Here is a 15,219-nt window from a genome sequence, read left to right on the forward strand (position 1 = left end):
CAAAAAGCGCATATTCCATTTAGGAATGCGCGCTTTGTTTAGCAGCTTGCACTTTCTTGCTGAACGCCTCGGCGGCCGCCTTTGGATCGGCAGCTTTGCTGATGGCGCTGATGACACTGATGCCGTCAGCGCCGGCCTCGATGACGGGGGCGCAGTTTTCGGCCGTGATCCCGCCGATTCCGACCACAGGTATGCCAATCCCCTGCCTGCGGAGCTCTTGAATGAGCGAGACACCCTGCACAGCTTTTGTATCCCGCTTTGTTTCAGTCGGGTAAACCGGTCCTGCACCGATATAATCCGCTCCATCCTTTTCCGCCTTTACGACTTCTTCAAGTGTATGCGCGGAAACACCGAGGATTTTGTCCCCGATTCTCGCTCTGACGTCGGCGGCCTTATCATCATCCTGCCCGATATGCACCCCATCGGCGTCAAGCGCAAGCGCGAGTTCTACATCATCGTTGATGATAAACGGAACATTGAACTGTTTGCAAAGAGCCTGCACCTGTCGAGCAAACGCCTTTTGATCTCCTGCTTTTAACGCGCCCTCGCCTTTTTCGCGGAATTGAAAAAGTGTCGCACCGCCTTTTAAGGCTTGTTCAATGACAGTTAAAGGATCGCCTGCAGTATTGTTTGAACCCATAATAAAATAGACTGACAACAGATCTTTTATCGTTTCTTTTGAGACTCGCGTCATCTTATTCCACCTCTCTGATCCTGCCGCGTTCTTTTATATCCATCGCTTCAACAGCGGCAAGCTGATTCAAAAACTCGATTTGAAAGCTTCCGGGCCCCAGGTTTTCCGTTTTCTCCGCGGCCAACTCGGCCGCCGTTCCATAAAAAGCGGCTGCAGATACAGCGGCATGGCAAACGTCTTTTTCAACGGCGCAAAACGCACCGATGACAGAGGTAAACAGACAGCCTGTCCCCGTCACTTTCGTTAACAGTTGATGTCCGTTGCCTACGGTATACGTTTTTGTTCCATCCGTTATGACATCTTCAGCTCCGGTTATGATGACGGCTGTATCCCATAATTTCGCGGCTTTTTTGGCGAGCTCTGTTCTGTCGCCGCTCCCTTCGCCTGCATCCACGCCTTTGATCAGCCAGTCCTCTCCAAGCGTGTTGGCAATTTCCGCGGCATTGCCTCTGACGGCGGAAACCTTCACTTCGCGCATAATCGCTTGAGCCGATTCTGTTCGAAACGGCGTCGCCCCAGCACCGACTGGGTCAAAAATAACCGGCACACCGTGTTCATTGGCGGACTTTCCTGCAATGATCATCGATTCAACAGATTCCCGGCTGAGCGTGCCGATGTTCAGCACAAGGGCTCCGGCGATCTTTGCCATGTCGGCGGCTTCTTCCCTCGCATACGCCATCACCGGCGATGCGCCGAGAGCCAGTAAACCGTTCGCCGTAAAATTGGTGACGACATTGTTTGTCATATTGTGTACGAGCGGTTTTTGCTTTCTGACTTTCTCAATTCCTCTTGCGGCATCTTCTAGATTCATTCGGCTGCATTCCCTTCTGTTTTTGAATTTTCGCTCCATATATACGATTTTGTATGATCAATCCACGCCCTCGCCGCGAACGACAGATAGCGGTCTTTTCTCCAAATGACGGCGACATGCCAAGGAATGGCCGGCCTCACCAGCGGAATGATTCTCACTCTTTCCGGGTCAAGATCGCGGCAGATTCTTTCGGGCAAAAGCCCGATTCCAAGGTTAGCGGAAACCATTTCGCTGATGAAATCCCATTGCGAGGTTTCATAAATGACATTCGGCTGAAATCCAGCCTTCAAGCAAGCCGTAATGATCCGTTCGTGAAGAACAAAGTCTTCCCGGAAAAAGATAAACGGTTCTTCGCTTAACTGCCGAAGCTCGATCTCATCCGCATCGGCAAAACGATGAGACGGGTGGACGATCAGCATCAAGTCTTCTTTTACGATTGTAAAGGAGTGAAAAATCTCCTCTTTTGCAGGCAAGACGACAACGCCGATATCAAGCGATCCGTCTTCCACTCCTTCCTGCACTTTCACAGAGCCGTGCTCAACAAGCTGAAAGGTGACGTTCGGATATTTGTCTCTGAAATCCCCTATCACTTTCGGAAAAAAGCCGGAGCCGATCATCGGCGGCAAACCGATCCGCACGTGCCCTTTTTTGACGTCCATCAAGTCATTCAGCTCTGAAGTTAAATTTTGAAACGACTTGGTGATTTCCTGGGCCTGCACATACATGCTTTGCCCCGCATCAGTCAGCTCGATCTGACGCCCCCGCCGGTAAAACAGCTCAATCCCGAGCTCTTCTTCAAGATTTTTAATCATTTTGGAAATTGTCGGCTGAGATATGTATAATGACTGAGCGGCTTTTGTGAAGCTTTTCAGACGGGCTACCTCCAAGAAATAGGTTAAGTGGCGTATGTCCATTTGTTTGACACCCTTTCAGAGTTCCTGCTTGTATTCATATTCTAAACCAATTTCATTGTTTTCTGCACCCCCGTGGAGCACCCTTCTACATCAACATAAAAAAACGCCGCCGGCATACAGCCGGCAGCGCCTATCTTCGGGCAATCGCTTCATCCTGTTCCTTCAGCGTGTCCACATTGGAGCGGGTGTCCTCAATGTTTTTACGAACAGCCTCTTTATACTGTTCGACCATATTGCAAATTTCGGCTTCGCGTTCAAGCCACTTTTTCGTAAAATCAAGGTTGTTCCGCCCGAGCGCTCCGGCTGACGGGCTTTTTAAAGACACGGCTTGAAGCGTGCTGCTTACTTGCTCCAGCTGCTTCATAACCGCTGCATGGTTAAGTTTAATCGTTTTGCTCATTTCAACCACCCTTTTAAACCGTTGATTGTGCTGTGCAGAGCGTCGACGGCCTCCTCTCCTTTTTCCATCAGAAAGTCCGCCCGGTCGGCCGACCAGCTTGCAGCTTGAACAGCCCCTTTTTCAGAATCTAAAGCAAATATCTTTAAATCAATTTTATGAATATACCGATCATATTCATCGGTGAAAATTCTGTACATTGCCGTGTGCGCTTCATCACGTGCTTCGTCAAAATCGGCTGCCCTGCTTCCGGTCCACGACTCATCAAGGTTCGGACGCAAAATCTGCCTGATTTCTTCGATTCCGAGGTTTTGTTCCCGCTCTACATCGCGCTTTGCCCGCTCCAGCCTTGCAATTTGTTCTTCCAGCTCTGCCGCCTTATGGGAGAGGACACCGTGTATTTTTTGCAGCGTGTCTGAGTAGTCCATTATTGTCACCTCTGAAATTGCAGTATGATTCGCATGGATTGTTTCCTTGTCAAATTATGATTTGATTGGTTTTTCATAGATTCACATCTTTGACTGGACTTGCTCTCATTTCCAATATTTATAGTTTAAGTCGAAAATCACGGATGTTGAATAGGCTGTAAATACTGTTTTTAGGGATATATACACAGTTCATCATCTTCCTCACAGCGCATTTTAAGGACATATAACCCGTCTTTTTGAATCATCTGTACACCGCTTTCATCGCGGACAAGTCTAAAGACACGGGAATACGGCAGTTTAATGGTCACAAAAAATCGCCAAATGATTCCGGACGACAATTTCTAATTTTAGTCAGGAAACTGTTTCTTTTGACCTGATTTGCGCTTTTAACTATAGACAAAATGAATAATATCTATTCTGTATATGTATTTTACCTATACTTAAAACTCATGTACACTCATGTTTAGAAAGGGGGATAATGACATGAAAACATTCATTAAAGGATTAGGTCAGGTCGCTCTTTTATTTTTATTCGCGCGTTTCATGAATCTGATTGCCGAGGTTCTTCATATAAACATTCCCGGCAGCATTCTCGGGATTATCGTCATTTTTGCGCTTCTTCATTTCAAAATCATTAAGCTGGAATGGATTGAAATCGGCGCCTTGTGGCTTCTCGCGGAGCTGCTTTTGTTCTTTGTCCCTTCAGCCGTCGGGATTATGAACTACGGAGATATTCTGGCTGAATTCGGCACTAGCATTATACTCGTTGTCCTCATCAGTACATTCGTCGTCATGGTGTCGACCGGAATGCTGACTCAATTGATTGCCAAAAGAAAGGAAAGGAAAAAAACATGCTCATCGGATGCTTAAGCCTGATCGCAACAGTGTTAATTTATCTGGGCGCAAAAGCGGTGTATTCACGCCATCCAAAGGTGTATGCGTCACCTTTATTGGTCACGCCGGTGATACTTGTCGGCCTGCTGCTTTTCATCAATGTGCCCTTTGAAGCGTACAATGCGGGCGGTCGCTTGTTGACAGACATGCTCCAGCCGGCAACCGTGGCTTTTGCGATTCCGTTGTACAAATACTTTCCAGTCTTGAAAAAATACGCGGTTGAGATCATTATCAACGTGACTGTAGGCTGCTGTATCGCGATCCTGTCAACAGCGTTTATCGCAAAACTTTTCAAGCTGAATGAAGACCTGATTGAGAGCCTCGTTCCCAGATCGGTCACAACGCCAATTGCAATGAGCGTTTCTGAAATGATCGGCGGAATGCCCGCGGTGACCGCTGTTTTTGTTATATTGACCGCCCTGTCCGGGTCAGTGATCGGACCGATGGTCATTCGCTACTTCCGGATTGATAATGAAATTGCAAGGGGCGTGCTGCTTGGCACAAGCGCCCACGGCGCAGGTACATCAAAAGCATTTGAGCTCAGCTCCGTGTCCGGAACGATTTCAAGCGTATCGATGATCCTGGCTGCGATCATCACGCTTTGCGCAGCGCCGTTTCTCATTTCCCTTATTGCAGTGTCATAGCCGAAAAATAAAAAAACCAAATTGGGGAAGTTTTTTTCCGCCAATTTGGTTTTTTTCATTTAGACATCGAGCAGCACATCAGCAATACTATAAAAGAAATACACCAAAATCCCAACCGAAAAGTGTGAAATTTCCCCGATCCATCCGCCGCCATTTCCGAAAAAATTCATCGCTTTTTTCTTTGGAAAATGTCCACAGAAATCCTGCGAAAGCCCCTGTGAGAAAAGCGGCCGTCAACAATACGTTGACAAAGACCATCACCCTATTCTCAACCTTTCAGCTGTTCAACCGCCGTCTCAAATTCCTTTTCAATCTCTACGGACGGCTTCTTTGTCATCAGGCTGACGACGATGATCACGACTGTACAAACAATAAATCCGGGAATAATTTCATAAACCGGGTCAAAAGCTTTTACTTGCTCCCACACAATAACAGTCAGCGCCCCGGACAGCATCCCTGAAAGCGCGCCCCACTTCGTCATTCGTTTCCAATACAGACTCAGCAGAACGACAGGACCAAAGGCCGCTCCGAAACCTGCCCACGCATAGCCGACAAGATTCAATATCGTTTCATTCGGATGAAGCGCCATCATGAGGGCGATCAGTGAAATCGCGAGGACAGACAACCTTCCGACAAGAACAAGTTCTTTGTCAGAAGCTCCTTTCCGGACAAACGCTTTATAAAAATCCTCTGTCAGCGCGCTTGAGGTTACAAGAAGCTGTGAAGAAATCGTGCTCATGACAGCTGCTAAAATGGAAGCCAGCAAAAATCCCGTAATCATCGATGGGAACAAAAGGTCTGCCAACTTAATGAATATCGTCTCGGCATTCTTTAACGAAAGATGATTTGCGCTGAAATAGGCGATGCCGACGAGTCCTGTCAGCATCGCGCCGCAAATCGAAAAGATCATCCAGCCCATGCCGATTCTTCTGGCACTCTTCAACTCTTTCACGCTTGAAATCGCCATAAACCTGACAATAATATGAGGCTGTCCAAAGTAGCCGAGCCCCCACGCCAGTAAAGAAACAATACCGATTGCGGTTGTTCCTTGAAACGGACGGAGGAGGTCCGGGTTGACCGCGTTCACTTCCGAAAACGCCGGCGCAATTCCCCCCAATTGGACAAATACGACGATCGGCATTAAGATGAGCGCAATAAACATGATCGTCCCTTGAACAAAATCGGTCCAGCTGACAGCCAGAAAGCCCCCGAAGAGCGTATAAAGAATGACAACCCCGGCCGTCAGCCAGATGCCGATCCGATAATCAAGGTGGAATGCTGTTCTGAACAGCTCTCCGCCCGCCACCATTCCGGATGATGTATAAAAAGTGAAAAATACTAAAATAACGAAAGCCGACGTCACCCGTAACAGCCTTGAACCGTCTTTAAAACGGTTTTCGAAATAATCGGGTATGGTAATGCTGTTGCCGGCCGTTTCCGTATACGTTCTCAGCCTCGGCGCAACATACACCCAGTTCAAATAAGCGCCGATTGTCAGACCGACAACGATCCAGCCGCTGCTCAATCCGTTCAAAAACATCGCACCGGGCAGCCCCATTAATAGCCAGCCGCTCATATCGGAAGCACCTGCGCTTAACGCGGTGACGGCGGGGCCCAGATTTCTTCCGCCAAGCATGTAGTCGGTCAAATTTGAAGTTCTTCGATATGCAAAATATCCGATAAAAAGCATTCCTGCCATATAAATACCTATCGATATTAAAATTCCGTAATCCATAACTTCCCCCTGCCTGAGTTTTTCGCGTAATATCAATATACATGAATAATTGATCGACAGGTATTGTTTTTATCGCAAAATTTTCCCCGCCCTTAACATTAACGGCGGCGGATCCGCAAAAAGACAACTTTTAAATAATCGCCTTCAGGATAGCTTTTCACCGTTTTGAAATCTTCGGGAAGCGAATGCTCCTCAAGCACTGTAAAGCGCGTCCCCGTTTCTTTGCATGCCGCTTCGATAAAGCCTTTGAATTTTTTCATCCCAAAAGCGCTGCTGTTCGTCGAAGCGACGATCACACCTTGATCTTTAGTGATTCGAATCGCGTCTTTCAACAGATTTTTATAATCCTTTGCCGCGCTGAATGTATGCTTTTTTGTTCTCGCAAATGAAGGTGGATCAAGGATGACGAGGTCAAAGGCGAGTTCTTTTTTGGCCGCGTATTGAAAATATTTAAAAACGTCCATGACTTTAATATCATGAGCTTCATAATCCAGCCCGTTCACGCTGAATTGTTCGATCGTCCTGCTTAAACTGCGGTTTGCAACATCAACGCTCGTCGTTTTTTCAGCGCCTCCAAGCGCCGCCGCCACAGAAAATGCACCTGTATATGAGAAGGTGTTGAGCACGGTTTTTCCTTCCGCATACCGGTCCCTAACCGCCTTGCGGACATGGCGCTGATCGAGAAAAACGCCTGTCATCGCACCGTCATTGAGGTAAACGGCAAAATGTATGCCGTTCTCTTTCACAATGATCGGAAATTCCCCTCTCTCTCCTCTGACAAAGTCGTCATCTTCTACATACTGCCCGGCCGTATTAAACCGTTTTTTCTCATATACGGCTTTATAGTCTGTCAATTCATCGAGGGCTTCCATAATCGCTTCCTTAAAGGTATAAATCCCTTTGCTGTACCATTGGAACAAATAGTAGCCGTCATAATAATCAATCGTAAAGCCGCCGATTCCGTCGCCTTCCCCGTTAAACAAACGAAAAGCGGTCGTATCCGGGTCTTGAAAAAGCGATTTTCTGGCCTGAAAGGCGTTCGCCAGCCTGCTTAAAAAGAATGATTGATCAATTGATTCCTCTTCGTTTCGGGTCAGAATCCAGCCGATCCCTTTGTTTTGCTCGCCATAGTAGCCCTTTCCCAAAAACGTGCCGTTTTCATCGGCAACCCTGATCAGCGAACCTTCTTTTATGCCGTTTTCTTGCGAAGAAACAGCTTCTTTTTCAATTAAGGGATAGCCCTTTTTCATTTTTGCAGCGAATGGATGTTTTATTTTTAATGTATGCATTTGATTTCAGTCCTTATTTTAAAGTCTTCTCTATCCTACCATAACGCCTGATCAATATTCTTATTCATCATTTAATCGAGATAATTGACAGATGATTCCGACCTTTCTAAAATGATGGAGAAACAAAAGGAGGAATGGCGTAATGGCGCGAATTGACCACGTAGGACTGATGGTGAAAAACATTGATGCTTCGATCACATTCTACCAAAATGTGATCGGAATGACGCTGAAAGGCAGAATGACCCATACAAACGGCATCATGAAGCTGGCTTTTTTAGGCTTTGAGAACAAAGACGAGACAGAGCTTGAATTGATCGAGGGATATAACGACAGTCTTCCTCAGGAAGGAAAAGTACATCATTTTGCCGTCTCAACCGATGATATCGAGGCTGAATTCGCCCGCGTAAAAAGCGCCGGCATCAAGCTGATGGAAGACGAGATCACCGTATTGCCAAACGGCTTCCGCTATTTTTTTCTTTTTGGGCCCGAAGGAGAAATAATTGAGTTTTTTCAAAGAACATAACCGGATGCGGCTTTTCGCCGTTTCCGGTCTTTATGAAACGCGGAAAGCCGGCGGCTGTTTTTCGATAAACCTTTTGATGTTTTGATATGTCACCTCTTCGATGCGCCTGATGCTCTCATACGTAGCGCCGCCGATATGCGCCGTGCATATGACATTGCCGAGACTAGTGATCCGGGCGGCCGGCGGTTCGGTTTCAAAGACGTCCAATGCTGCACCTCTGATCTGTTTTTGTTCAAGCGCTTGAATGAGCGCGCTTTCGTCTACCACTTCTCCGCGGGCAATGTTGACCAGGTACGCGGTTTTCTTCATTTTTGCCAGCTTTTCTTGATTGATCAAATGATAGGTGGCAGGTCTTAATGACGTGCTGATACATACAAAGTCAGATTTTTCCAGGATATCGTCAAGCTCTGCAAACCGTACATTCAGCCGTTTGGCTGCATTGTAGTCTTTGTATGTGCCGTACGCCAAAACGTTCATATGAAACCCGGAAGCCCGTCTTGCAACCTTTTTGCCAATTTCCCCAAAACCGATAAGCCCCAGCGTTTTTCCATCGAGCTCATAGCCCATCTCGGATTGCCACAAACCGGCTTTGACTGCGGCGTTTGACTGCGGGATCGAACGGGCGCCAGACAGCAGAAGGCCGAATGCCAAATCGGCGACTGCCGAGGCGTTTTGGCCGGGTGCATTCGTGACGAGGATTCCTTTTTCGCTTGCATATTCTACATCAATATTGTCGATTCCCGCACCGAATTTCATGATATATCTTAGTTCCGGGGCGGCGTCGATCAGCTCCCGGTCCACTTTTTCAACGCCGGCGATATAAATATGAACATCCTTGATATGAGTCAGTAAATCCTGTCTCGTCAACCGATTGGAGCAAATTCGGCGCCGAGCCGTTCGACCCTTTCCTTCAACAGCGGCGCTGCGCGGTAAAACAGTCCGTTAAGTGTCAACAGCACTTTAACCAAAAGCGCTCCTCCATTCGTCAAAAATTTTTGCAGCCAAGAAAAATGCTTGTTTCCGAAAGGAAACAAGCGAATATGGGGATACGTCAGGGTTTGTTGTCATTATATCGATTCATCCTGCGATTTAAAATGAGATTGGCATGTTAGCTGACATGGTTTTTAGACAATTTGGCCGGCTGGTTAAAGGCTGTGGACTGCAAATACTTAAAATATTGACGGGCGTACGGGTGTGAGGTGTTTGAATTCCAAGGCTTGTTTCCGCCGCAGAAATGAACGATTGCCGGGTTTGCCCTTGTTTCCATATAGCGCTTTTGATCGATGAGGGAAGCCGGCGTTTTTTCTTTTAAAATAATGTGTGTTTGGGCGTTCCACCTCGGATGAAGTTCGAGCCACTGATCATAAAGAATCGCATTCAACGCGTCTTGGTCATGAAACATAAACATGTCTTCATCGTTGTTATTGATGAAGTCGATGACTTTTTTCGAAATGTTGTTTTTTCTCCAGGCTTCCATATCGATGATCATGATACCTGAGTTAAAATATTTTGCTTCGTCGCTGATGTTCATCTTTTTCAGCCGTTCATGCTGGCCTGCATCTTCAACCGCCGCTGCGAAATAAGGTGAAATGTCCTTGTCCCACAACTTCGATATATCCTCTAACACTAAGGCGTCGCAATCGACATAGATCATTCGTTTGACGGATTCGTCATCAATCAGATCGGGGATGGAAATCCGATAGTATGCCGCTTTTGTAATATGGCTGCTTTCGACCGCACGGTCATACTGGCTTTTTTCTACATTCAGAAATGTAATGGGGGCTCCGAATTGAAGGGTCGTCTCTTCCAGACGCTTTTTATTTTCCGGTTCAATCCCTCCGTCGATGACATACAGTTTCACATCGCGCGTCTGATCCATATTCGTCAGCAATGATGCGAACATCACGCTTAAATGCTGTGCGTAGTTATTGTCTGTACATGAAATAATATGCATGGTTCGGTCGCTTTTCATATGTCTTCCATCTCCTTTTCTTTTTTTGTTCTATTCCCTTTTTTTAAAAGATAAACACCGTCGATAGGCTGAAAAAAAAGGATCATGCAAGATCCTCTGATTGTATGGCGTCTATTTCACTATCTTTTGGCAAAAAGCTTCTTTGAATAAAAGTAAGGGTAGCCAATAATGATGATTGGAGCTGCTAATGTAAGGAGCATCCATGAGCCTGAGTGAATGTCTCTAATGACTCCAATGAATATACAAGTACCGATGAGAAAATATAATAAAGCACCTAAAAACCAATACATATTCATTCCTCTTTTTCTTTACACGTGCTCTTGGATTGACTATTTTTGTTTCTATGTTTGTCTGTTTTTTCGTTCGTATTGCTTAATCGATCAGGGCACTGATTTTTTGACACTTTCTCAGTTCTGATACCTTTTCTTTTTAATGATAAAATTGTGAGATCAATCGATTTCAATGTTGATCATTCCTTTAATAAATAGTGAGTTCCTCATGATTTTAAATGTAAATTTGAAAAGATAAAACGTACATAAAGGCAGAACGCTTATGTACGTTTGGGCAATGATCATATGTTTGGGAACATCTAATGGTTCACTGCACCTCGGTATTGTTGTGTTCTTTCTCTTCCTATAAAATGATTGGATAAATGTATGTTCACGTTCAATAAATTACATGAATCTCTGTTCGGTTAAACTGTTAAAGGAAGTGGATGAGGTTTGAATCCTTTTAAAGAAAAGCATTACTCACATGATAGACGGGCATTAAATATGCTTGCGCTCAGAGTGCCGGGCCTGGCTTTTATTCTCATGATCTATGTAGCCTCTATCGTGCTGCAATTTATTATTGGGAGCTGGTCCATTTTATTGCTTAACGTGTTTACAGTATTGACCGCCATTTTTGCTTTGCTGCATTGGCATTCATATCGCTGGGTTAAGAAAAGGGTCATTCTATATTTTGTGCTGCAAGGTTTGATCACTTTTACACTGGCTAATATCATGACTGGCTTCTTAGTGCTGGTCATCATCGGCCTTTATGCATTTTTGATTGGACAGATTGCAGGAATAGCAGACAGAAGAAGGACTTTCCTCATACTGTATTTACTGCTTCTGCTGTCAATCAATGCAACACATCAGATTCACAAAGGTGATTATTTGCATTTTCTTGTCATTGCCGTACCTATTATGATCGTGATTATTACTTATGCCGCTACATTATTTGCCCAAGTCGATGAAAAGATAAAAGCTCAGCTGACTCTTGAACGGCTGGAGCTGGCTCATCAGCAGGTCGAACAGCTGACGCTGCAAAACGAAAGGCAGCGTATGGCCCGGGACTTACACGATACGCTTGCTCAAGGGCTGGTCAGTTTAAATATGCAGCTCGATGCTATTCATGTTCATCTCGCCAAAGGCAACACAGAGAGAGCAATAGAAATCATTCAACAATCAATGAAAAGAGTGAGAGGTACATTGGCCGACGCGCGTTCAGCGATTGACGATCTGCGCAGCAAAGCAGAGGAAATCGGTTTTCTAAAAGAAAGAATTACCTCACTAATGGATCATTTTCAAGAGTCGACAGGCATGGGTGGTTTTTTAGACTACCGATTACATCAGATATTAGACGTTCGTACAGCTGAAAACTGTTATTACATCATTGGAGAATGCATAACGAATGCAGCAAAGCACGCTGAAGCAGAAACGATATCGGTATCCATTTGGGATGATGATAAGGGGAGGCTCCATTTAACTGTCAAGGACAATGGCAAAGGATTTGATGTTGAAAAGAGCAAGAAAAAGAGAGGACATTACGGGCTTCTCGGCATAGAAGAACGCGTCAGAGCCATGAAAGGCCAATTTAATATAAAGAGTACAAAATCAAAAGGAACACAAATTGAGATCACAGTACCAATTCAGGGAGAGATGCAAGATGAATAAGGTTTTAATCGTTGATGACCATCTTGTCGTGAGGGAAGGTCTGAAGCTTTTAATTGAAACGAATGATCATTACACCATCATAGGAGAGGCCGAAAATGGCAAAGCGGCAGTCCGTCTTGCAGATGAATTAAAACCGGATATCATTCTCATGGATTTGTATATGCCGGAGATGAGCGGGTTAGAAGCCATTAAACAAATAAAAGAAAAACATGACATCCCTATCATTATTTTGACTACTTATAATGAAGATCACTTAATGATCGAAGGAATTGAATTAGGGGCGAAAGGATATCTATTGAAGGATACGAGTTCAGAAACCCTTTTTCATACAATGGATGCAGCAATAAGAGGAAACGTGCTGTTGCAGCCTGAAATCTTAAAACGTCTGCAAGAAATCCAATTGGAGCGGATGAAAAAACAGAGCAGTGATACGCAGCTGACAGAAAAGGAAGTCATTGTTCTAAAAGCAATTGCTAAAGGTCTTAAAAGCAAAGCGATCGCCTTTGATTTGGGCGTCTCTGAGAGAACAGTAAAGTCCAGGTTAACGTCCATTTACAATAAATTAGGCGCGAATTCAAGAACTGAAGCCGTAACGATTGCCATGCAAAGAGGCATTCTGACATTAGACAAATAACATCAAATTTGAAATTTGCCCAAACGTACATACCCGAATGTACGTTTTTTTTATTTCATTGTCCACTACAATGAGAAGGAATATGATCAAGCAATGTGTTGAAAGGAGATTATCATGTCAAAAATGTTATATAAATTAGGAGGATGGGTTGCTCGCCATCGCGTAAAAGTCATATGTGCGTGGATCGTTGTGTTAGTTGCTTCGATAGGGCTTGCCATTACGTTAAAACCAAGTTTTTCTGAGGATATGTCCATACCTGACACACCTTCGGAAAAAGCGATGGATGTCATTCAAAAAGAATTTCCTCACGGCCCTGATAAAGGGAGCATACGGGTGATTTTCGGTGCTGAAGATGGAGAGAAACTTACTGCAGAGTCAGCCAAAAAAGCAATAGAAAATACGTTAAAGGAAATCGATAAAGATGGTTCTGTTGACTCGATTGCAAGTCCTTTTGTGACAGGAACAATCGCGAAAGACGGCACAGTTGCCTATGCTGATATCAAGTATAAATCATCAGCAGATGATATAAAGGATTACTCTATCAAACACGTAAAAGACAGTTTGAAAATGGCTGATTATGAGGGATTGCAAGCTGAGCTGAGCGGTGATGTACCGGGAGCCGAGATGGAGATAGGCGGTATCTCTGAAATTGTCGGCATTATCCTGGCCTTTGTAGTGTTAGCCATTACATTCGGCTCTTTATTAATAGCAGGCTTACCGATTTTAACTGCACTGATTGGATTAGGTGTTAGTATTGGACTTGTTTTGATTGGAACACAAGTTTTCGATATTGCTTCCGTCAGTCTTTCATTAGCCGGAATGATTGGCCTTGCTGTTGGGATTGATTATGCTTTATTTATTTTTACGAAGCACCGCCAGTTTCTAGGCGAAGGCATACAAAAGAATGAATCAATTGCCAGAGCTACCGGAACAGCTGGGAGTGCAGTCGTTTTTGCCGGACTTACTGTTATTGTCGCACTTTGCGGATTGACGGTTGTTAACATTCCTTTTATGTCTGCAATGGGGCTGACAGCAGGGCTTAGTGTATTGTTAGCTGTTCTCGCCTCAATCACGCTTGTTCCTGCCGTCTTATCGATAGCGGGGAAACGGATGGTTCCGAAATCAAACAAGAAAAAAGATAAACAAAGCGCTGAAACAAATGTCTGGGGACGCTTTGTCACAAAAAACCCTATCATGCTAAGTGTATGCAGCATTTTCATTTTGCTCGTCATTAGTATTCCATCTATGCATTTGGAACTGGGCTTGCCTGATGCAGGGATGAAAGCGAAGGATAATCCGGAACGCCAGGCATATGACTTGCTTGCCGACGGTTTTGGAGAAGGATTTAATGGTCAATTAACAATCGTAGCGGATGCTACAAGTGTGACAGAAAATAAGGCGGAAGCCTTCACAGATGCAGTGAAAGAAATAAAGGAACTAGACCATGTAGCGAGTGTCACTCCTGCAATGCCTAATAAAGAAGGGAACTTTGCTATCATTACGGTCGTTCCTGAAACAGGTCCAAATGATGTGGCAACGAAGGATTTGGTAAAGGAAGTACGCAGCTTATCAGATAAAAACGGGGTAGATTTGCTCGTTACTGGATCGACTGCCGTGAATATTGACATTTCAGATCGCCTGAATGATGCGATACCGGTGTTTGCTGTGCTCATTGTGGGTTTTGCGTTTGTATTGCTGACAATCGTATTCCGTTCGCTGCTTGTGCCTCTTGTTGCAGTTGCTGGTTTCGTATTGACAATGACTGCCACTCTTGGGATCTGTGTATTTGTTTTACAAGACGGGAATCTCATCGACTTTTTCAAAATACCAGAAAAAGGGCCGATACTCGCGTTCTTGCCGATTTTATCTATTGGAATTCTGTTTGGATTAGCCATGGATTATCAAGTATTCCTTGTCAGCAGAATGCGTGAAGAATATGTGAAAACAAAGAATCCAGTACAAGCGATTCAAGCCGGATTAAAACACAGCGGTCCTGTTGTCACCGCAGCCGGCCTGATCATGATCTTCGTTTTTGCAGGATTTATCTTTGCTGGAGAAGCTTCTATTAAAGCCAACGGGTTGGCTCTTTCCTTTGGTGTGCTCTTTGATGCATTTATTGTACGAATGACACTGATTCCAAGTGTGATGAAGCTGATGGGGAATGCAGCCTGGTACTTGCCAAAATGGCTGGACAAGATTATTCCGAATGTGGACATAGAAGGGCATCAACTCACGAAGGAAATACAGCCAGAAATAGATTATGAACAAAAGAAACAAATCAGTATGTAATAGAAAGCAGATCTTTTACGAGATCTGCTTTTTTCTTCATATTCCTGATCACGGTGTG

Annotated in this window: 17 protein-coding genes; 6 read left to right on the top strand and 11 right to left on the bottom strand. The window is 44.8% G+C overall.

Annotated features, from left to right (window positions below):
• Positions 1–19: 19 nt before the first annotated feature.
• The 5 genes from thiE to M1D59_RS20615 all read right to left on the bottom strand — a co-directional run bounded on the left by thiE (position 20) and on the right by M1D59_RS20615 (position 3,244).
• Entirely contained in the window at positions 20–694 is a 675-nt protein-coding gene (gene thiE, locus M1D59_RS20595; RefSeq protein ID WP_026580283.1) for a thiamine phosphate synthase, read from the bottom strand.
• A 1-nt stretch (position 695) separates the two neighbouring features.
• Positions 696–1,505 (bottom strand): hydroxyethylthiazole kinase, encoded by an 810-nt coding sequence (gene thiM, locus M1D59_RS20600; RefSeq protein ID WP_025810598.1) that lies wholly within the window; start codon positions 1,503–1,505, stop codon positions 696–698.
• Positions 1,502–2,419 carry a cidABC operon transcriptional activator CidR gene (gene cidR, locus M1D59_RS20605; protein ID WP_023856984.1) on the bottom strand — a complete coding sequence of 306 codons (918 nt, stop codon included), beginning with the start codon at positions 2,417–2,419 and terminating at the stop codon, positions 1,502–1,504. Before cidR ends, thiM begins: the two co-directional genes overlap by 4 nt.
• Before the next feature lie 130 nt (positions 2,420–2,549).
• The gene (locus tag M1D59_RS20610; protein ID WP_020453374.1) at positions 2,550–2,819 is read right to left on the bottom strand and encodes a YwqI/YxiC family protein; all 270 of its coding nucleotides are present in this window, start codon (positions 2,817–2,819) and stop codon (positions 2,550–2,552) included.
• A complete protein-coding gene (locus tag M1D59_RS20615; RefSeq protein WP_020453375.1) occupies positions 2,816–3,244 on the bottom strand; it encodes a YwqH-like family protein in 429 nt (142 codons plus the stop codon). The genes M1D59_RS20610 and M1D59_RS20615 overlap by 4 nt, the downstream gene beginning before the upstream one ends.
• 483 nt (positions 3,245–3,727) lie before the next feature.
• Between M1D59_RS20615 and M1D59_RS20620 the strand changes: the two genes are divergently transcribed.
• Positions 3,728–4,114, top strand: a complete 387-nt coding sequence (locus M1D59_RS20620) for a CidA/LrgA family holin-like protein (protein ID WP_020453376.1) — start codon at positions 3,728–3,730, stop codon at positions 4,112–4,114.
• Positions 4,096–4,782: a CidB/LrgB family autolysis modulator gene (locus tag M1D59_RS20625; RefSeq protein WP_023856983.1), complete on the top strand. Its 687-nt coding sequence runs from the start codon at positions 4,096–4,098 to the stop codon at positions 4,780–4,782. The genes M1D59_RS20620 and M1D59_RS20625 overlap by 19 nt, the downstream gene beginning before the upstream one ends.
• A 268-nt stretch (positions 4,783–5,050) precedes the next feature.
• On the opposite strand, the gene putP is transcribed toward M1D59_RS20625, so the two are convergent.
• Together putP and M1D59_RS20635 are read right to left on the bottom strand one after the other, a co-directional pair.
• A complete protein-coding gene (putP, locus tag M1D59_RS20630; RefSeq protein WP_035337945.1) occupies positions 5,051–6,517 on the bottom strand; it encodes a sodium/proline symporter PutP in 1,467 nt (488 codons plus the stop codon).
• Positions 6,518–6,615: 98 nt separating this feature from the next.
• Positions 6,616–7,806: a class I SAM-dependent rRNA methyltransferase gene (locus M1D59_RS20635; protein ID WP_023856980.1), complete on the bottom strand. Its 1,191-nt coding sequence runs from the start codon at positions 7,804–7,806 to the stop codon at positions 6,616–6,618.
• Positions 7,807–7,948: 142 nt separating this feature from the next.
• On the opposite strand from M1D59_RS20635, the gene M1D59_RS20640 reads away from it, so the two are divergent.
• Positions 7,949–8,329: a VOC family protein gene (locus M1D59_RS20640; RefSeq protein WP_458117649.1), complete on the top strand. Its 381-nt coding sequence runs from the start codon at positions 7,949–7,951 to the stop codon at positions 8,327–8,329.
• A 30-nt stretch (positions 8,330–8,359) separates the two neighbouring features.
• On the opposite strand, the gene M1D59_RS20645 is transcribed toward M1D59_RS20640, so the two are convergent.
• The 4 genes from M1D59_RS20645 to M1D59_RS20660 all read right to left on the bottom strand — a co-directional run bounded on the left by M1D59_RS20645 (position 8,360) and on the right by M1D59_RS20660 (position 10,764).
• Positions 8,360–9,196 carry a phosphoglycerate dehydrogenase gene (locus M1D59_RS20645; protein WP_224146315.1) on the bottom strand — a complete coding sequence of 279 codons (837 nt, stop codon included), beginning with the start codon at positions 9,194–9,196 and terminating at the stop codon, positions 8,360–8,362.
• Between the two features lie 241 nt (positions 9,197–9,437).
• Positions 9,438–10,301 (bottom strand): glycosyltransferase family 8 protein, encoded by an 864-nt coding sequence (locus tag M1D59_RS20650; RefSeq protein ID WP_101561336.1) that lies wholly within the window; start codon positions 10,299–10,301, stop codon positions 9,438–9,440.
• Between the two features lie 119 nt (positions 10,302–10,420).
• Positions 10,421–10,597: a hypothetical protein gene (locus M1D59_RS20655; protein ID WP_095291354.1), complete on the bottom strand. Its 177-nt coding sequence runs from the start codon at positions 10,595–10,597 to the stop codon at positions 10,421–10,423.
• The gene (locus M1D59_RS20660) at positions 10,594–10,764 is read right to left on the bottom strand and encodes a hypothetical protein (protein WP_145929954.1); all 171 of its coding nucleotides are present in this window, start codon (positions 10,762–10,764) and stop codon (positions 10,594–10,596) included. Before M1D59_RS20660 ends, M1D59_RS20655 begins: the two co-directional genes overlap by 4 nt.
• Positions 10,765–11,074: 310 nt before the next feature.
• On the opposite strand from M1D59_RS20660, the gene M1D59_RS20665 reads away from it, so the two are divergent.
• The 3 genes from M1D59_RS20665 to M1D59_RS20675 all read left to right on the top strand — a co-directional run bounded on the left by M1D59_RS20665 (position 11,075) and on the right by M1D59_RS20675 (position 15,161).
• Positions 11,075–12,238: a sensor histidine kinase gene (locus M1D59_RS20665; RefSeq protein WP_458118061.1), complete on the top strand. Its 1,164-nt coding sequence runs from the start codon at positions 11,075–11,077 to the stop codon at positions 12,236–12,238.
• Positions 12,231–12,872, top strand: a complete 642-nt coding sequence (gene ydfI, locus M1D59_RS20670) for a two-component system response regulator YdfI (protein WP_035337953.1) — start codon at positions 12,231–12,233, stop codon at positions 12,870–12,872. The genes M1D59_RS20665 and ydfI overlap by 8 nt, the downstream gene beginning before the upstream one ends.
• A 114-nt stretch (positions 12,873–12,986) precedes the next feature.
• Positions 12,987–15,161 carry an MMPL family transporter gene (locus tag M1D59_RS20675; RefSeq protein ID WP_458117650.1) on the top strand — a complete coding sequence of 725 codons (2,175 nt, stop codon included), beginning with the start codon at positions 12,987–12,989 and terminating at the stop codon, positions 15,159–15,161.
• The last annotated feature ends 58 nt before the right edge of the window (positions 15,162–15,219 follow it).

It is taken from the genome of Bacillus sp. PK6-026 (genome assembly GCF_054161455.1).